At 69.3% G+C, this 21954-nt stretch carries 22 protein-coding genes and 1 pseudogene; 6 read left to right on the top strand and 17 right to left on the bottom strand.

Going from position 1 to position 21954, the window contains the following annotated elements; all coding sequences use genetic code 11:
• Positions 1 to 212: 212 nt before the first annotated feature.
• Positions 213 to 1694 (bottom strand): hypothetical protein, encoded by a 1482-nt coding sequence (locus G3I71_RS20475; protein ID WP_164316268.1) that lies wholly within the window; start codon positions 1692 to 1694, stop codon positions 213 to 215.
• A gap of 491 nt (positions 1695 to 2185) precedes the next feature.
• On the opposite strand from G3I71_RS20475, the gene G3I71_RS20470 reads away from it, so the two are divergent.
• Positions 2186 to 4015: an endonuclease/exonuclease/phosphatase family protein gene (locus G3I71_RS20470; RefSeq protein ID WP_164316267.1), complete on the top strand. Its 1830-nt coding sequence runs from the start codon at positions 2186 to 2188 to the stop codon at positions 4013 to 4015.
• A 43-nt stretch (positions 4016 to 4058) separates the two neighbouring features.
• On the opposite strand, the gene G3I71_RS20465 is transcribed toward G3I71_RS20470, so the two are convergent.
• The 4 genes and pseudogenes from G3I71_RS20465 to G3I71_RS20450 all read right to left on the bottom strand — a co-directional run bounded on the left by G3I71_RS20465 (position 4059) and on the right by G3I71_RS20450 (position 7038).
• The gene (locus G3I71_RS20465; protein ID WP_164316266.1) at positions 4059 to 4805 is read right to left on the bottom strand and encodes an SRPBCC domain-containing protein; all 747 of its coding nucleotides are present in this window, start codon (positions 4803 to 4805) and stop codon (positions 4059 to 4061) included.
• Between the two features lie 5 nt (positions 4806 to 4810).
• Entirely contained in the window at positions 4811 to 5509 is a 699-nt protein-coding gene (locus G3I71_RS20460) for a winged helix-turn-helix domain-containing protein (protein ID WP_164316265.1), read from the bottom strand.
• Between the two features lie 106 nt (positions 5510 to 5615).
• Positions 5616 to 6323, bottom strand: coding sequence for an antibiotic biosynthesis monooxygenase (locus tag G3I71_RS20455; RefSeq protein ID WP_164316264.1), 708 nt, complete (start codon positions 6321 to 6323; stop codon positions 5616 to 5618).
• Positions 6324 to 6415: 92 nt separating this feature from the next.
• Positions 6416 to 7038, bottom strand: a pseudogene (locus G3I71_RS20450) (hypothetical protein).
• A gap of 164 nt (positions 7039 to 7202) precedes the next feature.
• Here G3I71_RS20450 and dapA point away from each other — a divergent pair.
• The gene (gene dapA, locus G3I71_RS20445; RefSeq protein WP_164316263.1) at positions 7203 to 8105 is read left to right on the top strand and encodes a 4-hydroxy-tetrahydrodipicolinate synthase; all 903 of its coding nucleotides are present in this window, start codon (positions 7203 to 7205) and stop codon (positions 8103 to 8105) included.
• A gap of 172 nt (positions 8106 to 8277) precedes the next feature.
• On the opposite strand, the gene dapD is transcribed toward dapA, so the two are convergent.
• From dapD to G3I71_RS20430, 3 genes are all read right to left on the bottom strand, one after another.
• On the bottom strand, positions 8278 to 9267 hold the full coding sequence (gene dapD, locus G3I71_RS20440; protein WP_164316262.1) for a 2,3,4,5-tetrahydropyridine-2,6-dicarboxylate N-succinyltransferase: 990 nt from the start codon (positions 9265 to 9267) through the stop codon (positions 8278 to 8280).
• 186 nt (positions 9268 to 9453) lie between these two features.
• Positions 9454 to 9993: a TetR/AcrR family transcriptional regulator gene (locus tag G3I71_RS20435; protein WP_164316261.1), complete on the bottom strand. Its 540-nt coding sequence runs from the start codon at positions 9991 to 9993 to the stop codon at positions 9454 to 9456.
• Positions 9993 to 10313, bottom strand: a complete 321-nt coding sequence (locus tag G3I71_RS20430) for a multidrug efflux SMR transporter (protein ID WP_164316260.1) — start codon at positions 10311 to 10313, stop codon at positions 9993 to 9995. Before G3I71_RS20430 ends, G3I71_RS20435 begins: the two co-directional genes overlap by 1 nt.
• A gap of 212 nt (positions 10314 to 10525) precedes the next feature.
• Here G3I71_RS20430 and G3I71_RS20425 point away from each other — a divergent pair, with 212 nt between their 5' ends.
• Positions 10526 to 11398: an AbfB domain-containing protein gene (locus G3I71_RS20425; protein ID WP_164316259.1), complete on the top strand. Its 873-nt coding sequence runs from the start codon at positions 10526 to 10528 to the stop codon at positions 11396 to 11398.
• A gap of 77 nt (positions 11399 to 11475) precedes the next feature.
• Here G3I71_RS20425 and G3I71_RS20420 read toward each other — a convergent pair whose 3' ends face one another.
• The 8 genes from G3I71_RS20420 to G3I71_RS20385 are packed head-to-tail and all read right to left on the bottom strand — an operon-like array spanning position 11476 to position 18100.
• On the bottom strand, positions 11476 to 11808 hold the full coding sequence (locus G3I71_RS20420) for a metal-sulfur cluster assembly factor (RefSeq protein ID WP_164316258.1): 333 nt from the start codon (positions 11806 to 11808) through the stop codon (positions 11476 to 11478).
• Positions 11805 to 12272: a Fe-S cluster assembly sulfur transfer protein SufU gene (gene sufU, locus G3I71_RS20415; protein WP_164316257.1), complete on the bottom strand. Its 468-nt coding sequence runs from the start codon at positions 12270 to 12272 to the stop codon at positions 11805 to 11807. Before sufU ends, G3I71_RS20420 begins: the two co-directional genes overlap by 4 nt.
• A 15-nt stretch (positions 12273 to 12287) precedes the next feature.
• Positions 12288 to 13544 carry a cysteine desulfurase gene (locus G3I71_RS20410; RefSeq protein WP_164316256.1) on the bottom strand — a complete coding sequence of 419 codons (1257 nt, stop codon included), beginning with the start codon at positions 13542 to 13544 and terminating at the stop codon, positions 12288 to 12290.
• A complete protein-coding gene (gene sufC / locus G3I71_RS20405) occupies positions 13541 to 14308 on the bottom strand; it encodes a Fe-S cluster assembly ATPase SufC (RefSeq protein ID WP_164316255.1) in 768 nt (255 codons plus the stop codon). The genes G3I71_RS20410 and sufC overlap by 4 nt, the downstream gene beginning before the upstream one ends.
• A gap of 7 nt (positions 14309 to 14315) precedes the next feature.
• Positions 14316 to 14657, bottom strand: coding sequence for a non-heme iron oxygenase ferredoxin subunit (locus tag G3I71_RS20400; RefSeq protein ID WP_164316254.1), 342 nt, complete (start codon positions 14655 to 14657; stop codon positions 14316 to 14318).
• Entirely contained in the window at positions 14657 to 15844 is a 1188-nt protein-coding gene (sufD, locus tag G3I71_RS20395; protein ID WP_164316253.1) for a Fe-S cluster assembly protein SufD, read from the bottom strand. The genes G3I71_RS20400 and sufD overlap by 1 nt, the downstream gene beginning before the upstream one ends.
• Before the next feature lie 58 nt (positions 15845 to 15902).
• A complete protein-coding gene (gene sufB, locus G3I71_RS20390; RefSeq protein ID WP_164316252.1) occupies positions 15903 to 17327 on the bottom strand; it encodes a Fe-S cluster assembly protein SufB in 1425 nt (474 codons plus the stop codon).
• Positions 17324 to 18100 carry a metalloregulator ArsR/SmtB family transcription factor gene (locus G3I71_RS20385; RefSeq protein WP_164316251.1) on the bottom strand — a complete coding sequence of 259 codons (777 nt, stop codon included), beginning with the start codon at positions 18098 to 18100 and terminating at the stop codon, positions 17324 to 17326. The genes sufB and G3I71_RS20385 overlap by 4 nt, the downstream gene beginning before the upstream one ends.
• 238 nt (positions 18101 to 18338) lie before the next feature.
• On the opposite strand from G3I71_RS20385, the gene G3I71_RS20380 reads away from it, so the two are divergent.
• From G3I71_RS20380 to G3I71_RS20370, 3 genes are all read left to right on the top strand, one after another.
• The gene (locus G3I71_RS20380) at positions 18339 to 19262 is read left to right on the top strand and encodes an ABC transporter ATP-binding protein (protein ID WP_164316250.1); all 924 of its coding nucleotides are present in this window, start codon (positions 18339 to 18341) and stop codon (positions 19260 to 19262) included.
• Positions 19259 to 20041, top strand: coding sequence for an ABC transporter permease (locus G3I71_RS20375; RefSeq protein WP_164316249.1), 783 nt, complete (start codon positions 19259 to 19261; stop codon positions 20039 to 20041). Before G3I71_RS20380 ends, G3I71_RS20375 begins: the two co-directional genes overlap by 4 nt.
• Before the next feature lie 74 nt (positions 20042 to 20115).
• Complete coding sequence (locus G3I71_RS20370; RefSeq protein WP_164316248.1) at positions 20116 to 21132, top strand: heme A synthase; 1017 nt, start codon at positions 20116 to 20118, stop codon at positions 21130 to 21132.
• Between the two features lie 45 nt (positions 21133 to 21177).
• On the opposite strand, the gene G3I71_RS20365 is transcribed toward G3I71_RS20370, so the two are convergent.
• Complete coding sequence (locus tag G3I71_RS20365) at positions 21178 to 21945, bottom strand: nucleotidyltransferase domain-containing protein (RefSeq protein WP_164316247.1); 768 nt, start codon at positions 21943 to 21945, stop codon at positions 21178 to 21180.
• Positions 21946 to 21954: the final 9 nt, after the last annotated feature.

Below are 21954 nucleotides of genomic sequence, written 5' to 3'. Positions count from 1 at the left end.
GGAGGGCGGCGCACTCGGTTCGACGCCACCGTCCCGCCCACGCCTGAACACGAGTTGAACGGAGGGCGACTTCACGAGACACGCTTCCGGATGCGCCGCAGAGGTAGCCGCCCCGAAGGGGCAGCTACCGAGGGGCGCGGGGAACTGCGCGACCAGCCACAACGCACCCGCAGCCGGGAGCCGGCCCGCAGCTCCCCCACCTGACGCGCCCCTCAACCCCCTTGCTGCGACCGCGCCTTGAACGCCGCCTTCCGCGCCTCCTTGGCCACCCGCTTGTCCGGGTGCAGCCGTCCCATCGCCTCCAGCACGTCCGGTGTCGCCGGATGGTCCACGCGCCAGGCCGCCTCGAAGAAGCCGCCGTGCTGCTGTGCCAGTCCCTCCACCAGTCCGCGCAGCTCCGCCGAGTTGCCCTCGGCCGCCAGTTGCGCGGCCACCGTGTCGATGGTCAGCCAGAACACCATCGCCTCGGACGGGGCCGGCACGTCCGGCGCGCCGTACTCGCTGAGCCAGACACGGGCGAGGCCGCCCAGTTCGGCGTCGTCGAGGACCTCGCGCAGCGCGGGCTCGGACTCGCCGCCGACGAGGGACAGGGCCTGCTGGCAGTGCAGCCGCCGCAGTGGCGCTCCGGCGTCGCCGCCCCGGGCCGCCGCCAGCAACTCCCTTGCCGCCGCGCGGGGTTCGCGGCGCGTCAGCCACTGTTCGGTCTCGGCCCGCGCGGCCGTCGCGGGGAAGCCCGCCATGCCGTCGAGCAGCGCGTCCGCGCCCTTGTCGGCGAGGTCTCCGACGGCCGGCGCCTCGAAGCCGGACTCCAGCAGCCGCGCCCGTACGCCGTACAGGCCGAGCGGGGTGAGCCGCACCATGCCGTAGCGGGAGACGTCGGTCTCGTCGCCCGCCGACGCACCCTCGGCGGGGTCGTCGATGTCCGCCATGAGCGCCTCGTCGACGGGCCGGTAGGCGACGAGCCCGACGGGTTCGAGCAGCCTGAACTGGTCGTCGAGGCGCATCATCATGTCCGAGACCTGCTCCAGGACGTCGTTGGTGGGCTCGCCCATGTCGCTCGGTACGACCATGGACGCGGCCAGCGCCGGCAGCGGTACCGGGATGTCGGCGGGGCCGTCCTCGCTGACGCTCAGCAGGTACAGGTTGGCGAGCACACCGTCGAGGAAGTCGGCCTCCGCGTCGGGGTCCCAGTCCAGTTGGGAGAAGTCGACCTCTCCGCTCTCGCCCATGGAGTCGACGAGATCGTCGAGGTCGGGCACGCCCGCGTCGGCGAGGACGGTCTCCAGCGCCCCGAGCCACACCCCGAGCACCTCGTGCGGCGACCCGGAGGTGAGCAGCGCCAGGTCCTCGCCCACCGTGACGGTGCCCTCGTCCTCGTCGACGACCTCGACGAGCCCGGCGTCCACGGCGACCCGCCAGGCCTCACTGGCGTGGGCGAGCGCGTCCTCGACACTCACATCACCCGCACTCACGTCACCCTCGCCCTCGCCCTCGCCGTCGATCAGCCCCAGCGCCCGAGCCGCCGCCGGCAGTTGCTCCTGGACGAGTACGCCACCGGTCTCGACCCGGGTGTCCGGCCCGGCCCAGCGGGCGAGGCGGGCGGCGCGGGAGAGCAACGGGGCGGCGAGCGCGTCCCGCGCCAGTTCCGCTTCGGAGTGCAGTCGCACCGGCGGCAGGGGGGAGCTGTCTGACATCGGCTGTTTTCTCCTCAGGCGCCCGAATGGCCGTACGGCGGCACCCGGATCACGCCCGGAGTCCGACGACGGCGTCTGACGACCGTACGACGTTGCGTTGAAGGCCGTACGACTCAGCCGCTCAGCCTAGACGGATTTGGCACCATGCCGCCCGGTTCATGTACCTGTCAGAGGTGGTAGATGGCTGAAACCTTGACAAGTGGCCTGACCAGGCAGGAGATTGACGCGCGTAGAAGTGGAGGGGACGCCGATTCACCGCATCCCCTTGCCTTCCACGTGCTCCACCGTGCTCCATCGTGTTCACTGTTCTCCCAAGCCGGGCTTTCACTGCCGATCGCCTGGTGCCGAGCCTTCGGTGCGGAACTTTCCGCACCGGGTGTTCACCGGATGTCTACGCGCGTCGCCAGTCGCCCAGCGGGTCGCGTTTCCCCCACGGCACCACCCTTGTCACTTTCGTCCCGGCACCCATGTTTGTCCCCGGAGGGATTCCGTTGCCGAGCAAGTCTTCCGCGCGTCTCGCCGCGCTCACCGTCGCCGCCGTCTGTTCCACGGTCGCCACGATGGTCGTGCTCCCGTCGGCCGCGCACGCCGACACTGTGCGCATTCATGACATCCAGGGCACCACGCGCCTGTCCCCGCTAGCCGGCCAGAAGGTCACGGACGTGGCGGGAATCGTCACCGGTGTCCGTACCTACGGTTCGTCGCGTGGTTTCTGGCTCCAGGACACGGCCCCGGACGCCGACCCGGCCACCAGCGAGGGCGTCTTCGTCTTCACCAGCTCCAAGCCGACCGTCGCGGTCGGCGACTCGGTCACCGTCACCGGCACCGTCTCGGAGTACGTGCCCGGCGGCGCCTCGTCCGGCAACCAGACGGTGACGGAGATCGTCAAGCCGACGGTCACCGTCGTCTCCAGCGGAAACGCGGTCCCGGCCCCGATCGTCGTCGACGCCCGGTCCGTACCGGCCGCCTACACGTCGGCCGGCGACACCGCCGCGAGCGGCTCGGTGAACGCCCTGACACTGCTGCCCAAGAAGTACGCCCTGGACTACTACGAGTCCCTTGAGGGCATGAACGTCCAGGTCAAGGACGCCCGCGTGGTCACCGCGACCGACCCGTACACCGAGCTGTGGGTCACGGTGAAGCCGTGGGAGAACCCCAACCGGCGGGGCGGCACGGTGTACGGCTCGTACACCTCGCAGAACACCGGCCGGCTCCAGATCCAGTCCCTGGGCGCGGTCGCCGACTTCCCGACAGCGAACGTCGGCGACAGCCTCAAGGGCGCCACGACCGGCCCGCTGGACTACAACCAGTTCGGTGGCTACACGCTCGTCGCCAACGAGCTCGGCACCCTGAAGCAGGGCGGCCTGAAGCGCGAGACGACCCGCAAGCAGTCGCGGAACGAGCTCGCGGTGGCGACGTACAACGTCGAGAACCTCGACCCGTCGGACGGCACCTTCGCCGCGCACGCCGCCGCGATCGTGAACAACCTGCAGTCGCCCGACATCCTGTCCCTGGAGGAGATCCAGGACAACAACGGCGCGACGAAGGACGGTACGGTCGCCGCTGACCAGACGGTCAAGAAGCTGACCGACGCGATCGTGGCGGCGGGCGGCCCGGCGTACGACTGGCGCTCCATCGACCCGGTCGACCTCGCGGACGGCGGCGAGCCCGGCGGCAACATCCGTCAGGTATTCCTGTTCAACCCGGCGCGGGTCTCCTTCACCGACCGGCCGGGCGGCGACGCCACGACCGCCGTCGGTGTCACCAAGGACCACGGCAAGGCGGCCCTGACCCTCTCGCCGGGCCGGATAGACCCGGCCAACGCGGCCTGGACGGACAGTCGCAAGCCGCTCGCGGGCGAGTTCGTCTTCCGCGGCAAGACCGTCATCCTGATCGCCAACCACTTCGCTTCGAAGGGCGGCGACCAGGGCCTCACCTCGCAGTTCCAGCCGCCGGCCCGCAGCTCGGAGACCAAGCGTCACCTCCAGGCGACCGCGGTGAACACGTTCGTCAAGGACATCCTGAAGGTCCAGAAGAACGCGGACGTGATCACGCTCGGCGACATCAACGACTTCGAGTTCTCCGACACCACCGAGCTGCTCGAAGGCGACGGCGAACTGTGGTCGGCGATCAAGTCGCTGCCGAAGAGCGAGCGTTACACCTACGACTACCAGGGCAACACCCAGGTCCTGGACCAGATCCTGGTCAGCCCGTCGATCAGCCGCGGCTGCGACTTCGACTACGACTCCGTGCACATCAACTCGGAGTTCAACGACCAGATCAGCGACCACGACCCGCAGGTGCTGCGGTTCCAGCCGTGACCACCGACTGGTCCCGGTAGTCCCGGTAGTCGTACACGGCCGCTCAGGACTGGCTGAACACACCGTTCAGCCAGTCCTGCCAGGCGGTCTCGCACTCCTTGATGTCGGCATCCGGCGTGAAGTCGTGCAGGGAGACCCCCACCGGGTAGCCCCAGTGGTTCCGCCCGAAGAAGCGGGTGAGGCCCCGGTCCGTGCGCAGCCCGATGAAGTACGGGTCGCTGAAGTCGACCACGGCCTCGAACTCGTCGGGCCCACGGACCGTCACGCGCGTCCCTACGGCCACGTCCTCCCCGACCCCGAGCGCCCGCCCGACGGCGGCGAGGGCGTCTGCGGCCTTGGACGCCTCGGGTCCGTCGAAGGTGGCGAACGCGACCGGCCGGGGCGCGAAATGGGTCAGGTACTCGCGCAGGGTGTGCAGATAGAAGTCGGTGTGCCGGGCGGCGCCGTCGTACTGGTTGTCCCAGTCGTCGACGAAGATGCCGCTGTGCACGTAACGCACCCAGGCCCGGCGACCCTCGTCGCGCGGTTCGACGGTGTAGTCGAGCTGGTTGAGGGTCTGCTCGGAGATGCCCTCGACGTCCTCGACGCGGTTGGTGTACCGGTGCGGCGGATCCCAGGCGATGACCTTGGATCCGAAGGGCCCCTTGCCGCCGACCCGCGGCTCCGGCGGCTCCATCGGCCACAGATACCCTCCGGTCCCGGTGGTGATCGCCTCCCACACCTCCTCCGGGCTGGCGTCGACCTCGAACTCACGCGCGATCTCGAATTCCCTGGAAACTTCCTTGGACATGGCGCTCACTCCTGGATTTCCGTAGTGCCCGTGGTGCCGGTGGCGTCTGGGGTGCCGGTGATGTCTGGGGTGCTTGTGATGCCTTCAGTACTCGCCGCGCTCGAAGTCGGTTCGCCGGGCTGGGATTTGACCGTCGGGTGCACGGCCACGACGATGCGGTGATCGCGCCCGCCCTCGACACCGGGCGAGTCGTACTTGCGCAGCAACGCGCTGACACCCGCCGTCAACTCCTCGATGAACGCGGCCCGGTCGCCGGCGGAGGCGAACCGCACCTCGCCGTCGAGCGCATAGGTCGCGAGCCGCTTACGGGCCCGGGCGGCGCCGGTGATCAGCGTGCCGACGTCCCGCACCAGCCGCGCCCCGACCGCCAGCAGCCAGTGCGCGGAGAGCTGGTCCCGAAAACGGTCAGGATCAGGCTGTACGGCGGCCAGGGCGAGCGGCGAGATGACGTACGACGCCGCGGTCGCCCGCATCAGCCGCTCGGTGACATTCCCCTTGCGGCGCTCCCCGGCCAGCTCGACCAGGCCGTGCCGCTCCAGCGCCTTGAGGTGGTAGTTCACCTTCTGCCGGGGCAGTCCGACCTTGCCGGCCAGCATGGCGGCCGACGCGGGCCCGGCGGCCAGCTCGGCGAGCAGCCGGCCCCTTATGGGGTCCAGCGAGACGGCGGCGGCCGCCGGGTCCTCGATCACGGTGACGTCCAGCATGGCCCCACCGTCTCACCGAACACTTTTTTTGTCCAGGGCAGAAAAGTCTTCGGTGAAACTCCGGAGAGGCCGACCAGATCATCCGGGCCGGATCACTCGGGCCGGATCACTCAGGGACGAGCCCGAGGACGTACGAGTACCGGCTGCCGGTCACCGACTTCACCGCGGGATAGGTCCGCACGCGCTCCCACTCCGCCCCGACCGCCGCCCCGGCGTCCTCCCCCGGGTCGGCGATGGCCGCCTCGTAGGACTCCGGGCTCTCCCACTCGGCGTAGTTCAGGACGTGGGTGCCGTCCTGGCTGAGATGGAAGTGGGCGGAGATGAGCCCACGGTCGCTCTCCGCCGACTCGGCGAGGGCGCCGAGGACCAGGTCGACCCACTCGCGCCGCCGCTCCGCGGCACCCTCCTCGAAGTCGATGCGGACGGTCACGACGAGCCCGGGAACGCGCACGTCCCCGGCGGCCCGCTCATGGCTGCGGTACCGCCGGTACCGGTCGAGGGCGACCCGCTCGATTCCCGCTACGGCGGTGTCGATCTCGTCGACGCGCGCCTGCCGCTGCGTCTTGAGAAACGCCTCGTAGTCCTGCTCGCGGACCCACTGGGAGTAATGGAGCAGAGTGGTCCCGTCATGCCCGGCGTAGACGAAGTAGCCGAGCCCTCCTCCCACCGGCCAGGCCTGGCGCTCCCAGGTCGCGGCGATGGCGTCGACCGCCTCCCGCTGCCGCTCGGGTGTGCCGACCCGCCAGGTGCTGAAGAAGGGTGCTTCGACGTCCGGGCGGGTGAGCTCGGGGTGCGTGTCGGTACGACGGGCCATGGCGGCCTCCGTTGATCGGCATCGATGGGTACGCCGACCACCCTCCGACCTCGACCGGGGTTGAGGTCAAGCCCTGCTGGAGACCAACTCGCCTACCACTCGGGCCCGTTGTCCGGTCCCCGATCATCCAGTCGCGCCAACTGCCCCTGGAACCAGTCGAGCCGGGCCTGCAACAGCGCGGCCTCGGCGACGAGTTCGGGCGCCCGCGATCCCTCGACCGCGCCCGGTGGGTCAGAAACCGCAACGGCGCCGTCATTCCCCGCCACGACCCGCAGCCCGCCCCCGGCCGGCCGCGCGAACCCCGCGAGCGACATGACCGTACGCCCACGCGCACAGCGCCGCAGGCGCAGGGCCCTGCTGTCGCGACGCGCACCCACTGACGGGCGTACCGGAAGCCGGGTTCGAAGCGGATGCAGGCACCGAGGACTGTGACGTGGGACAGGACGGCGGCCCGGTGCTCGGCGGTGCGCAGCAGCCCTCCGACTGTCGCCCGGTCGTACGCGCGGTGGAAACCGCAGTCGCAGCGACGGTGCGGTACACGGTGCCGCAGGCCGTGGACACAAGAAGCGTCGTCGAAAACTCCGTACGGCAGCGCACCGCCCACCGACACCCCGGTGAACCCGGCCCGGACGCCGTCCCGGGACAGCACCTGCTGAGCGATCTCGTGTCCGATCAGCGGCTCAGCCGGACGTTCCTCAGGGAACCGCACCTTCATCGGACGACCGGAACCTCTTTCGTCCCGGCCACGGTGACGCACAGGGCAACCGAGTCGGCACCGGTACCTCCCGCTTCCCAACCCTCGTGCATGAAGCATCACTTACCGATATCAGGTACAAGAATTAAGTGGAGCTTCACGAATGTCCTGCCGAGACTGGTCGCATGACAACACCGACGGCGCCACCTCCTCCCCCCTTCGGCCGCGCCCTCTGCGCGATGGTCACCCCCTTCACCGCCGAGGGAGCCCTGGACCTCGACGGTGCCCAGCGGCTCGCCGACCGGCTGGTGGCCGGGGGCTGCGACGGCCTCGTCCTGTCCGGTACGACGGGCGAGTCCCCGACCACGACGGACGCGGAGAAGTCGGCACTGGTACGGGCGGTGCGGGAGGCGGTCGGTGCACGGGCGTCGATCGTGGCGGGCGTCGGCACCGCGGACACCTCACACTCCGTCGCACTGGTGCGGGCGGCCGAAAAGGCGGGCGCCGACGCCCTGTTGGCGGTCGCCCCCTACTACAGCCGCCCCCCGCAGGACGCGATCGAGGCCCACTTCCGCGAGCTGGCGGATGCCTCCGCCCTGCCCCTCGCGCTGTACGACATCCCGGGCCGCACCGGTGTCCGCATCGAGCCGGAAACCATGATCCGCCTCGCCGCCCACCCGGGCATCGTCGCCGTGAAGGACTGTGCGTACGACCTGATGGCCACTCAGAAGGTCCTGCTCCGGACCGACCTGGCGTTCTACACGGGCTGCGACGAATACGTGCTGGCGCTGTACGCGCTGGGCGGCGCCGGATACATCAGCACCGTGGCCAATGTGATCCCCCGTCATGTCCGTTCCGTCATCGACACGTTCGACGCGGGCGACACCACCGAGGCCGCCCGCCTCCAGCAACGGGCCTTTCCGCTCACCGAGTTGATGATGGCATCCGGACTGCCGGGCGCGGTCACGGCCAAGGCCCTGCTCGGCGGGCTGGGCCTGCCCTCGGGCCCCGTGCGGGCACCGCTGCGATCGGCCGACCGGCAGACAACGGACGAACTACTGGCGGCCTACGAGGAGTTGAGCGCGTAACCACCCGGCCGAAGACCGGGGAACTGGGAACTGGGACCTGGAACCGAAGGAGGGCCGGGACCCGTACCGACGCGTCAGCATGCGATACGACCCACGACCCTCCCCGAACCGCTCCCGCCGAGACCTGCCGGTACCAGCGACCACCGCTGGTACACGGAGACCACGGCGTACGTCAGTTGTGGCTGTGCAGGACCTCGTTCAGGCCACCCCAGACCGCGTTGTTCGGGCGGGCCTCGACCCTGCCCGTGACGGAGTTGCGGCGGAAGAGGATATTGGAGGCGCCGGAGAGTTCGCGGGCCTTGACGATCTGTCCGTCGGGCATGGTGACGAGGGTGCCGGCGGTGACATACAGCCCGGCCTCGACCACGCACTCGTCGCCGAGGGCGATCCCCACGCCGGCCTCGGCGCCGACCAGGCAGCGCTCGCCGATGGTGATACGGACCTGGCCGCCACCGGACAGGGTGCCCATCGTCGAGGCACCGCCACCGATGTCGGAACCGTCGCCGACCACGACACCCGCGGAGATACGGCCCTCGACCATCGACGTACCGAGCGTGCCCGCGTTGAAGTTGACGAAGCCCTCGTGCATGACGGTCGTGCCCTCGGCGAGGTGCGCGCCGAGACGCACCCGGTCGGCGTCGGCGACGCGGACGCCCTTGGGGACCACGTAGTCGGTCATACGGGGGAACTTGTCGATGGACGTGACCTGGAGGTGCAGGCCCTCGGCGCGGGCGTTGAGCCGCACCTTCTCGACGTCGTCCACGGCGACCGGGCCGAGCGAGGTCCAGGCGACATTGGCGAGGTGGGCGAACATGCCGTCCAGGGACTGCCCGTGGGGCTGCACAAGCCGGTGCGAGAGCAGGTGGAGGCGGAGGTAGACGTCGTGCGCGTCGAGCGGCTTGTCGTCGAGGGAGGCGATGACCGTACGGACCGCGACCACCTCGACGCCCCGGCGCGCGTCCGGACCGATCGCTTTCGCCGCACCCTCGCCGAGCGCCTCGACGGCCCGCTCGACGGACAGCCGCTCGGTACCGGCGGGGCCGGGCTCGGCGGACAGTTCGGGGGCGGGGAACCAGGTGTCGAGAACGGTGCCGTCAGCGGCGACGGTGGCAAGCCCGGCGGCCACGGCGCCGGTGGTGCGGGGAGCAGTCGTGTCGGTCATAGAGAAAACCTAACTTGAGCCACCCCACCCGGGCGAACCGGCACGGAGCGGATCTCAAGGGCCGGTCACAGGGCTGACCCGAGTTCGAGGACAAGCCCGCCCCAGACGCATCCAGCCCGTCTGGGGGTCCCCCCTCTGGGGGAGGGATGGGACGGGTAGGGGCGGCGGGGGCGAGAAAACTCCCCCTCACCCCCGCAGTACCCGCCCGAACACCTCCCGAGCGAACCCCTCGTCATAAGCACCGCCGGTAAGCAGCACCTGCAGACAGATCCCGTCCATCACCGCCACCAGCGCCCGCGCGGTAACCGCGTCCGTCCGCCCACCCAGCAACTCCACAACCCCCTCCGCCCACTCGGCGGCAACAGGCCGCAACGCCGGCCGCCGAAGCGCCGCCAGATACAACTCGCACTCCAGCTCGACCCCCGCCCGATCCCCCGAAAGCCACTCCCCCAACAACCCGGCAAGCTCCCCCGCCAGATCGACCCGGTCGTCCCGCAGCCCACCCCGCGCGGCCACCACCTTCGCGAACCCCTCGTTCGCCTGCCGGAGCGCGGCGACGAGAAGCTCGTCGAGGGTGCTGAAGTGATACGTCGTGGAACCCAGCGGCACATCCGCCTCCGCGGCCACCGACCGATGGCTCAGCCCGGCGATCCCCTTGTCCCCCACCACCCGGATCGCCGCGTCGATGATCCGCTGGCGCCGCTCGGGGTCGTACCGCCGCACCATCAGTGCGCACCGCCCATGTTCAGCACGACGACCCCGCCGATGATGAGGACGATTCCCGCGACCTTGGTCACACTCATGCCCTCCCCGAGGAACACCGCCCCGATCGTCGCGACGGCCGCCGTCCCGATCCCCGACCAGATCGCATAAGCCGTACCGACGGACACGGTCTTCAGTGTCTGTGCGAGCAGCACGAACGCGACGGCATACCCCAGTCCGGTCAGCACAGAGGGCCACAACCTGCTGAAACCGTCGCTGTACTTCATGGCGGTCGTGGCGCCGACTTCGGCGGCGATGGCTCCGACCAGCAACACATATCCCATGTGTACGAGTGTACGCATCGATACGTACGGCCGTACACAGCAACCGCCCAAATCCACCCTCACTCCGCACCCCGCCACCAACTCCCTCACCCCCCGGTCTCATTGAGGAAACAACCCTTCTCACGGCACTGGACGTCACCTAGCCTCGCGTCCATTACTGTTTCAACCACACGTTCACACGTTCGCCACAGGCGACGCCGGAGGAACAGCGCATGACAGAAGAAAAGCCCCGGCTCATCCCAAATCAACCGTGGGAGAACGGCTGGGCCCCGGACACCTCGCGTGTGCCCGGGACGCGGCGGCTCTGGATGGCGGGCACCCTGGCCCTGTCGGTCGTGGCCGCCTGTGTGACCGCGATCATCGTCACGGACCGGCAGACCGCGGACCCGGTACCCGTGGCGAAGGTACCCGTGCCGTCGCCCGGTTCGACGTACCCCGGTCTCCTCACCTTCGCCTCGCCGTCGGCGTCCGGAGCCACGCCCCCGGACGGAAAGAGCGGCCTGTCGTCGGCGCAGCCGGCCACGTCGGCCTCGGCCGCCACAACTCCCACCACCGCCCCGGACGACAAGGGCTCCGCCTCCGCGCCCGCCAAGGAGACCCCCGGGAAGCCAGCCGCCTCCCCGTCCCCCAGCAAGTCCTCGGCCGCTCCCACCACGCCGGACCGCTCCAACCTGAGGTCCATCGAGGCGGTCAACTACCCCGGCCGCTACTGGCACGTGTCAGGCGGCCTGGTGAAGCTCGATCCGGTCGCCGGCTCGGAATCCCGCGAGGACTCCACCTTCACCCTGGTCCCGGGGCTGTCCAACGGCTCCTGCTACTCGTTCAAGACACACGACGGCAAGTACCTGCGCCACCGCAACTTCGTCCTGCGCGCCGACCGCAACGACGGCTCCTCGCTGTTCAAGCAGGACGCCACCTTCTGCGCCGGGTACTCAGGGGGGTCGGGCGCGGCGCTGCTCCAGTCGGTGAACTACCCCAACTACGCGCTGCGCCAGAAGGACTTCCAGATGCGCCTGGACCCGTACGGCTACAACACGACCAACCGGCAGGACTTCTCCTTCCGCGTGGTGGCCCCGCTGGCCTGAGCCACACGCGGAAGCGGCGGCACCCGATCAGGGTGCCGCCGCTTTCGCGTACAGCGTGCGGACGAATCGTCACAGCCTCAGACGTTGAACCCGAGTGCCCGAAGCTGGTCCCGCCCATCGTCCGTGATCTTGTCCGGGCCCCACGGCGGCATCCACACCCAGTTGATGCGCAGTTCGTTGACGATGCCGTCCGTGGCGGACTTGGCCTGGTCCTCGATGACGTCCGTGAGCGGGCAGGCCGCCGACGTCAGGGTCATGTCGATCGTCGCGATGTTCGCGTCGTCGACGTGGATGCCGTAGATCAGGCCCAGATTGACGACGTCGATGCCCAGTTCGGGGTCGACGACGTCGTACAGCGCCTCGCGGACCTCGTCCTCCGAGGCCGGCTTCATCTCAATGGTCTCGCTCATGCCGTCTTCCTTTCGGCGGCGTCCGAGCCCAGGGCCTGGGCCGTCGCGTCCTTCCACGCCATCCAACTCAGCAGCGCGCACTTCACCCGGGCCGGGTACTTGGAGACGCCGGCGAACGCGACAGCGTCCTCCAGCACCTCCTCCATCGCGTCGTCCGGTTCGAGCCGGCCCTTGGACTGCATCAGCTCCAGGAAGGTCTCCTGGATCTTCCGCGCCTCGGACAGTTCCTTGCCGACCAGGAGCTCGTTCAGCACGGAGGCCGATGCCTGGCTGATCGAGCAGCCCTGGCCCTCGTACGACACATCGCTGATCGTCGTACCGTCGTACTTCACGCGCAGGGTGATCTCGTCGCCGCATGTCGGGTTGACGTGGTGCACCTCGGCGTCGCCGTCCCGGAGACCGCGCCCGTGCGGGTGCTTGTAGTGGTCCAGGATGACTTCCTGGTACATCGAATCAAGCTTCACGACTCAGCCAGCTCCTCAGCCGAAGAAGTTCCGTACGTGCTCCAAGCCGTCGATCAAAGCATCGATCTCGGCCTGCGTGGAGTACAGATAGAACGACGCTCGCGTGGTCGCGGGAATTCCGTAGCGCAGGCAGACCGGCCGGGCGCAGTGGTGGCCGACCCTGACCGCTATGCCCTGCTCGTCGAGCACCTGGCCCACGTCGTGCGGATGGATGTCGCCCAGGGTGAAGGAGATCGCCGCCCCCCGGTCCTCGGCCGTTGACGGGCCGATGATCCGCAGGTCGAGGACCTCGCCGAGCCGCTTCACCGCGTACTCGGTGAGCGCGTGCTCATGGGCGAGGATCTTGTCCATGCCGATCGCGGAGAGGTAGTCGATCGCCGCGCCGAGGCCGACCGCCTGCGCGATCGGCGGAGTGCCCGCCTCGAACTTGTGCGGGGCGGGAGCATAGGTCGACGAGTGCATCGACACGGTCTCGATCATCTCGCCGCCGCCCAGGAACGGCGGGAGGTCCTCCAGCAGCTCCTGGCGGCCCCACAGCACCCCGATGCCCGTCGGGCCGCACATCTTGTGGCCGGTGAAGGCCACGAAGTCGGCCTGGAGGGCCTGGACGTCCATCGGCATGTGCGGGGCGGCCTGCGAGGCGTCGATCAGGACCAGGGCCCCGACCTCCTGCGCCCGGCGCACGATCTGCTCGACGGGGTTGACCGTGCCCAGGATGTTGGAGACCAGCACGAAGGAGACGATCTTCGTCTTCTCGGTGATGACCTCGTCCATGTTCGACAGGTCGAGGCGGCCGTCGTCGGTCAGGCCGAACCACTTCAGCTTCGCGCCCGTGCGCTGCGCGAGCAGCTGCCACGGCACGATGTTGGAGTGGTGCTCCATCTCCGTGATGACGATCTCGGTCTCGTGGTCGACCCGGTAGGGCTCGTCGGCCCAGCCCAGCATGTTGGCCACGAGGTTGAGCGACTCGGAGGCGTTCTTGGTGAAGATCACCTCGTCGCGGCTGGGCGCGTTGATGAACGCGGCGACCTTGTCGCGCGCGCCCTCGTACAGCGCCGTGGCCTCCTCCGCGAGCACATGGATGCCACGGTGCACGTTGGCGTTGTGCTGCTCGTAGTACTCGGAGAGAGTGTCGATCACCTGGCGGGGCGTCTGCGAGGTCGCCGCGTTGTCCAGGTAAACGAGCTTCTTGCCGTCGTGGATCACCCGGTCGAGGATCGGGAAGTCCTTACGGATCGCCTCGGTGTCGAGGAGGCCCGGCAGCTGTGTCACGCGGATACGCCACCCTTCGTGGTGTAAGCCTCGTAGCCCTCGTTCTCCAGCTTGTCGGCGAGTTCGGCGCCGCCGGACTCGGCGATCCGGCCGTCGGAGAACACGTGGACGAAGTCGGGCTTGATGTAGCGCAGGATGCGCGTGTAGTGCGTGATCAGCAGGGTGCCGACCTCGCCGCTCTCGCGGACGCGGTTGACGCCCTCGGAGACGATCCGCAGGGCGTCGACGTCCAGACCGGAGTCGGTCTCGTCGAGGATCGCGATCTTCGGCTTGAGCAGCTCCAGCTGAAGGATCTCGTGGCGCTTCTTCTCACCGCCGGAGAAGCCCTCGTTGACGTTGCGCTCGGCGAAGGTGGGGTCCATGTTGAGGCGCTGCATGGCCTCCTTGACCTCCTTCACCCACAGGCGCAGCTTCGGCGCCTCACCGCGGATGGCGGTGGCGGACGTACGAAGGAAGTTGGAGACGGAGACGCCGGGGATCTCGACCGGGTACTGCATCGCCAGGAACAGGCCCGCGCGGGCACGCTCGTCGACGGACATCTCCAGGACGTCCTCGCCGTCGAGCAGCACGGTGCCGCCGGTGATCGTGTACTTCGGGTGACCCGCGAGCGAGTAGGCGAGGGTCGACTTGCCGGAGCCGTTGGGGCCCATGATGGCGTGGGTCTCGCCCTGCTTCACGGTGAGGTCGACGCCCTTGAGGATCTCCTTCGTGGCGTTGTCGGCCTCGACGGTGACGTGCAGGTCGTGGATTTCAAGCGTTGCCATGGGTTCCTCAGGACTCCTGGTTGAGGGAGGCGCGTACGTCAACGAAGACGCTGCCCCCTTCGATCTTTACGGGGTATACGGGGACGGGGCGCGTCGCGGGAAGGCCGGACGGCTTGCCGGTGCGGAGGTCGAAGCTGGAGCCGTGCAGCCAGCATTCGATCTGACAGTCCTCCACCTCGCCCTCGGAGAGCGAGACGTTCGCGTGCGAGCAGATGTCGTGGATCGCGAACACCTCGCCCTCGGTACGGACGACCGAGACCGGCGTGCCGTCGAGTTCCACCCGCTTGGGGGTGTCCTCGTCCAGCTCGCTCAGCCCGCAGGCGCGTACGAACGTCGGAGAGGCAGTCATCAGACTGACGCCTCCAGCTCCTCGTCGATCTTCGTGAGAAGGCGCTGTTCGATGTCGTCGACGCCGATCTGCTGGACCAGCTCGGCGAAGAAGCCGCGGACGACCAGCCGGCGGGCGTCGTCGGCCGGGATGCCGCGGGCCATCAGATAGAACAGCTGCTCGTCGTCGAACCGCCCGGTGGCACTCGCGTGCCCGGCGCCGACGATCTCACCGGTCTCGATCTCGAGGTTCGGTACGGAGTCCACCCGGGCGCCGTCCGTGAGAACCAGGTTGCGGTTCATCTCGTACGTGTCGGTGCCCTCGGCCTTGGCCTCGATGAGCACGTCACCGATCCACACCGCGTGGGCGCCCTCGCCCTGGAGCGCGCCCTTGTAGACGACGTTCGACTTGCAGTGCGGGGTGTTGTGGTCGACCAGGAGGCGGTGCTCCTGGTGCTGGCCGGCGTCCGTGAAGTACAGGCCGAACAGCTCGGCCTCGCCACCGGGGCCGGCGTAGGAGATGCGCGGGTGCAGCCGTACGAGGTCGCCGCCGAAGGTGACCACGAAGGACTTGAAGGTGGCGTCGCGGCCGATCAGCGCGTTGTGCTGGGCGACGTGCACGGCCTGGTCGTCCCAGTCCTGGACGGAGACGACGGTGAGCTTGGCACCGTCGCCGAGGACGTACTCGACGTTGGCGGCGAGCACGGCGTCACCGGTGTGGTCGATGATCACGACGGCTTCGGCGAAGGCGCCCAGCTCGATGACCTGGTGGCCGTAGGCCACACCGCCCTCGCCGTGCACGGCGACGCGGATCGGCTCGGTGAGGACCGTCTCCCTGGGGACGGTGATCACACCGGCCGCCTCGAAGGAGGTGTACGCCTGGGCGGCGACGCGGTCCACGGGTGTGCCTGCCCGCCCGAGGCGCGCGTCGTCACGGCCGACGGCCTCGACGCTGACGCCCTCGGGTGCCTGGACGTCCACCTTCACACCGGCGCCGGTGGCGACGGCGGTGCCGTCGTGCAGCCCGCGCAGGCGCTCCAGCGGGGTGAACCGCCACTCCTCCTCGCGTCCGTGGGGGACGGGGAAGTCCGCCACGTCGAAGGACGGCGGCGCGCTCATGCGCGTCGCTACGGTCGACTCGGCGGCAGCGGCCACCGCGATCGAGCCGGCGGTGGTGCTGCCCACCGGAATGTTCTGAGCCTCAGCCATGGCTGTCGGTCTGCTCTCTTCCCTGCGTAGGTGACTTGATGGGGACGACGACCGGCACTCAGCCGACCGAGCCTTCCATCTGGAGCTCGATCAGCCGGTTGAGTTCCAGCGCGTACTCCATGGGCAGTTCCTTGGCGATCGGCTCGACGAAGCCGCGCACGATCATCGCCATCGCCTCGAACTCGGACAGACCGCGGCTCATCAGGTAGAAGAGCTGGTCGTCGGAGACCTTGGAGACGGTCGCCTCGTGGCCCATGGACACGTCGTCCTCGCGGACGTCGACGTACGGGTACGTGTCGGAGCGGGAGATGGTGTCCACCAGCAGCGCGTCGCACAGCACGTTGGACTTGGAGCCGTGGGCGCCCTCGGCGATCTCGACGAGACCGCGGTAGGACGTCCGGCCGCCACCGCGCGCGACGGACTTCGACACGATGTTCGAGGAGGTGTTCGGCGCCATGTGGACCATCTTGGAGCCGGCGTCCTGGTGCTGGCCCTCGCCCGCGAAGGCGATGGAGAGGGTCTCGCCCTTGGCGTGCTCGCCCATCAGGTAGACGGCCGGGTACTTCATCGTCACCTTGGAACCGATGTTGCCGTCGATCCACTCCATGGTCGCGCCCTCGTACGCCACGGCGCGCTTGGTGACCAGGTTGTAGACGTTGTTCGACCAGTTCTGGATGGTCGTGTAGCGACAGCGGGCGTTCTTCTTGACGATGATCTCGACGACCGCGCTGTGCAGGGAGTCCGACTTGTAGATCGGCGCCGTACAGCCCTCGACGTAGTGCACGTAGGCACCCTCGTCGACGATGATCAGGGTCCGCTCGAACTGGCCCATGTTCTCCGTGTTGATACGGAAGTAGGCCTGGAGCGGGATCTCGACCTGCACGCCCTTGGGGACGTAGATGAACGACCCACCGGACCACACGGCACTGTTCAGCGACGCGAACTTGTTGTCGCCGACCGGGATGACCGTCCCGAAGTACTCCCTGAAGAGCTCCGGGTGCTCCTTCAGCGCGGTGTCGGTGTCCATGAAGATGACACCCTGCGCCTCCAGCTCCTCGTTGATCTGGTGGTAGACGACCTCGGACTCGTACTGGGCCGCGACACCGGCGACGAGGCGCTGCTTCTCCGCCTCGGGGATGCCGAGCTTGTCGTACGTGCTCTTGATGTCCTCGGGCAGGTCCTCCCAGGACTGAGCCTGCTTCTCCGTGGAGCGCACGAAGTACTTGATGTTGTCGAAGTCGATGCCCGACAGGTCCGAGCCCCAGTTCGGCATGGGCTTCTTGCCGAAGAGGCGCAGACCCTTGAGACGGAGCTTGGTCATCCACTCGGGCTCGGACTTCTTCGAGGAGATGTCGCGGACGACGTCCTCGTTGATGCCGCGCTTGGCAGAGGCACCGGCCACGTCGGAGTCGGCCCAGCCGTATTCGTACGTGCCCAGACCCTCGAGCTCGGGGTGGGCGGTCTCCTCGATGGGGAGCGTCATGCTGGGTTCCTCCCGGCGGTACGTGCGGATGCTTTATGAGTGGTGGTCGACAGCTGTGGAGCGGGTGGGGCCGAGGCGTGCGAGGCCTTGGGGATGAATGTCGTGCACACACCGTCGCCGTGGGCGATGGTCGCGAGCCGCTGGACATGCGTTCCGAGCAGCTGGGAGAAGATCTCGGTCTCCGCCTCGCAGAGCTGCGGGAACTTTTCCGCGACGTGGACCACCGGGCAGTGGTGCTGGCAGAGCTGCTCTCCGACCGGTGCGCTGCGCGCCGTAGCAGCGTACCCGTCCGCGCTCAGGGCCTTGGCCAGGGCTTCGGCGCGCTTTTCGGGGCCGACGGCCTCGACGGCCTCTCGGTAGTTCGCGGCCTGCTCCGCGAACCGGGCACGGGCGAAGGTGAGCACCGCCTCGTCGCCGCCCTCACGCGCGGCGATCCAGCTCAGCGCGTCCATGGCGAGCTTGTCGTAGGACTGGTCGAAGGCGTCGCGTCCGCAGTCGGTGAGCGCGAAGGCCTTGGCGGGCCGGCCACGGGTACGCGCCCCGTAGACCCGCTGCTCACGCGGTTGTACGACGTCGTCGGCGACCAGCGCGTCAAGGTGACGCCGTACGGCCGCATGGGTCAGGCCCAGGCGCCCGGCGAGCTCGGCGGCGGTCGACGGACCGTGGTCCAGGATGGATCGCGCGACCCGGTTGCGCGTCGAGCGCTCACCGGTCGCGATCTCCTCCTGGGGGGCGCCCGTGGGGGCCTCCCGATCCTCGCCGTCGTATTTCACAACACCATTGTTGCGTAATTCCTCAGAGCACGGCAAGCCGCGTCCGCCCCACTCGACGGTGCCCTGCATCACTTAGGCTCACCTAACCTGACCTGCGAAAACGATCTTTGATCGATCAGAGACCGCCCCCGAGCAGCACAGGAGCACGCCCGGAGCCGGGCCGCACCATGCCCCCACCGGGTCCGGATCCGGCCCCCGCGCACCTGGACCGGCCCTCCCGTACCTAGACTCTGGACCCATGCGAAGCGAGCCCGTGGTCCAGGTCCAGGCCCTGGTGAAGCGGTACGGCACGAAGACCGCCGTGGACGGCCTCGACCTGGTGGCCCAGGCGGGCATCACCGCCGTACTCGGCCCGAACGGCGCGGGCAAGACGACCACCGTCGAGACCTGCGAGGGATACCGCCGACCGGACTCCGGGACGGTACGAGTCCTGGGCCTCGACCCCGTACGAGAAGCAGCCGCTCTGCGTCCACGGGTCGGCGTGATGCTCCAGTCCGGCGGCGTCTACTCGGGCGCCCGCGCCGACGAGATGCTCCGCCACATGGCCAGGCTGCACGCGCACCCACTGGACGTGGACGCGCTCGTCGAACGCCTCGGCCTCGGCAGCTGCGGCCGGACGACCTACCGCCGCCTCTCCGGGGGCCAGCAGCAGCGCCTGGCGCTCGCGATGGCCGTCGTCGGCCGACCGGAGCTGGTCTTCCTCGACGAGCCGACCGCCGGCCTCGACCCCCAGGCCCGCCGCGCCACCTGGGACCTGGTCCGCGATCTGCGCGCCGACGGCGTCTCCGTCATCCTCACCACCCATCACATGGACGAGGCCGAACAGCTCGCCGACGACGTCGCGATCATCGACGCCGGCAAGGTCATCGCCCACGGCAGCCCGGAGCAGCTGTGCCGCGGCGGCGCCGAGAACACGCTGCGCTTCATGGGCCGGCCCGGTCTGGACGTGCACTCCCTGCTGAAGGCCCTCCCGGTGGACTGCACGGCCGTCGAACTGACCCCGGGCGCCTACCGCGTCGGCGGCAAGGTCAACCCGCAGCTCCTCGCGACGGTGACCTCCTGGTGCGCCCAGCACGGGGTGATGCCGGACCGGATCTCGGTGGAACGGCACACCCTGGAAGACGTCTTCCTGGAGCTGACTGGCAAGGAGTTGCGTTCATGACCGCCACCCCGACCGCCTCGGGGACCTACACCCCGCAGCCCGGCGCCGCCCCACTCCGCCGCATGATCGGGGCGCAGGCGGCCCTGGAAACCAAGATGCTGCTGCGCAACGGCGAGCAGCTGCTGCTGACGGTGGTGATTCCCGCCCTGCTCCTCCTACTGTTCGGCTCGGTGGACATCGTCGACACGGGCTCCGGCAAGGCGGTCGACTTCCTCGCCCCGGGCATCCTCGCGCTCGCGGTCATGTCCACGGCGTTCACGGGCCAGGCCATCGCGACGGGCTTCGAGCGCCGCTACGGCGTCCTGAAGCGGCTCGCCTCCTCGGCGCTCCCCCGCTGGGGCCTGATGACGGCGAAGACGGCATCCGTGCTGGTCACCGAGGCCCTCCAGGTCGCCCTGCTGACAGGGATCGCCTTCGCGCTCGGCTGGTCCCCGCACGGCAATCCCTTCGCCGTGCTCCTCCTGCTCCTCCTCGGCACAGCCGCATTCTCCGGCCTCGGCCTGCTGATGGCGGGCACCCTGAAGGCGGAGGCCACGCTGGCCGCCGCGAACCTCGTCTTCCTGCTGCTCCTGGTGGGCGGCGGGGTGATCGTCCCCCTGGACAAGTTCCCGTCCGGCGTCCAGGACGTACTGGCCCTGCTCCCGATCTCGGCCCTGTCGGACGGCCTGCGGGACGTGCTGCAGCACGGCGCCGGGATGCCCTGGGGCGACCTTGGGATCCTCGCGGTGTGGGCGGTCGCGGGACTGGCGGCGGCCGGCCGGTTCTTCCGCTGGGAGTGAGCCGAGAGCGAGCGGGGAATGGCCGAGGAGCCCGGGGGACCCCTCGTGAAAGCGTGCACAAGCAGCCGCCTACGATGGGACGCGTGCCAAAGATGACCCCCGCCGAGGCCCTGTCCGCCCTGCGGAACCCGCTCGCCTTCATCGCCGCCCGCTGGACGCCGACCCCCCGGACCGTGCGGCGTGCGGCGCTCGCCGCGCTCGTCATGTCGGTGGTCATCGTGGTCACCGGCGGTGCCGTACGGCTGACCGGGTCGGGCCTCGGCTGCCCGACCTGGCCCAAGTGCACGGACGACTCGCTGACGACGACCAGCGCGATGGGCGTGCACGGCGTCATCGAGTTCACCAACCGCATGCTGACGTACGTGCTGTGCGCGGCGGTCGGCTGGGCGATCATCGCCGCGCGCTCGGAGAAGCCGTACCGCCGCAGCCTGACCCGGCTGGGCTGGGCGCAGTTCTGGGTCGTCATGAGCAACGCGGTCCTGGGCGGCGTCGTCGTCCTGGTCGGCCTCAACCCGTACACGGTCGCGGCCCACTTCCTGCTGTCCTCGGCCCTGATCGCGGTCGCCGCGGTGATGTGGCAGCGCACGCGGGAGGGCGACGGGGCGCCTCACCCGCTGGTCGGCAAGGCCGTACAGCAGTTGGTGTGGTTCCTGGTGGTCGCCTCGGTGCTGCTGATCGCGGTCGGCACGGTGGTGACCGGGTCGGGCCCGCACGCGGGTGACTCCAGCGAGATCGAGCGCATGCCGCTGAACTGGGAGAACGTCAGCAAGCTGCACGCGGTGCTCGCCTGGATCGTGGTGACACTGACGTTCGCCCTGTGGTTCGTCCTGAAGGCGGTCGACGCCGCCAAGGGCCCGCTGGACCGCACGCGGGACCTGTTCCTGATCCTGCTCTCCCAGGGCGTCATCGGGTACGTCCAGTACTTCACGAACCTCCCCGAGGTCCTGGTCGGCCTGCACATGCTCGGCTCGGCACTGGTGTGGATCGCGGTCTTGCGCGTCCTGTTCGCCCTGCGCGAGCGCCCCGGGACGGTCTCCCTGGCTGACATACCCGGCCCCGCGACCGGGGCGACGGTCGGCACACGCGCGTAGGCCGAAAACGGGACGCACGCGTGTGTGCATCCCGTTTTCACGCAGTCACGTGTACGAGGTCACCAGGCGGTCGATCGCGCCGCCCAGGTAGCCCCGCGTCAGCTCACCACGCCGCTCACGCCACCCGGAGTCGACCGGCCCGCCCTTCTGCCCGTACCGCCGCCGCACGACGTCCTCGACGACCTCCACAGGCGCCCCCAGCCCGGGCAGCAGATCCAGTGCCTCCCGTTTCGAGATCAGGGTGCCGTCCCTCAGGGTCACGGTCGCCCGGGCGAAGGTGACCAGCCCGTAGTCGACCCAGACGTCCTGCGTCCAGAGCCGGGCCTTGTCCACGGCGGGCCGCAGGAAGTCGCGTTGGTCGCGTACGACGAAGTCGGCCAGCTGCCGGTCCGACACCGCCGGAAGCAGTTCCCCGGGCGTCTGCCCGTACAGCACGCGCCCGAAGGTGTGCAGTTCGCGCCGGGTCACCGGGGTGACCGTCCGCCGGAACAGATGCCTCTGCGCCCAGGTGAGGTGCCGTCGCCCGGGATCGGCCGTCGTCGCGTCGGTCAGGTACGTGCAGTGCAGCAGCGGGGCGAGCGGGTCGGTGTGCAGGCGGGCGTGCAGCTTGGCCACGTTCCAGACGGTGCCCGGACCGATCGGCCCGGGCAGGACGGCGATGAGGTCGAGGTCGCTGCGGCCCTCCTGGTAGTCGCCGCCGCCGAGCGACCCGTGGGCCCAGACGGCGACCGGGTCGAGTGCGCGCAGCTCACCCAGGAAGCGGTCCAGTAAGGCGTCGGTCAGGGCATCCGCGCGAGTCCCGTGTGTCGTCATGCACCCAGC

The organism is Streptomyces sp. SID12501 (genome assembly GCF_010550245.1).
GTDB lineage: Bacteria > Actinomycetota > Actinomycetes > Streptomycetales > Streptomycetaceae > Streptomyces.
Note: the sequence above shows the minus strand (reverse complement) of the source record. Positions and strands in the feature narration are given on the sequence as shown.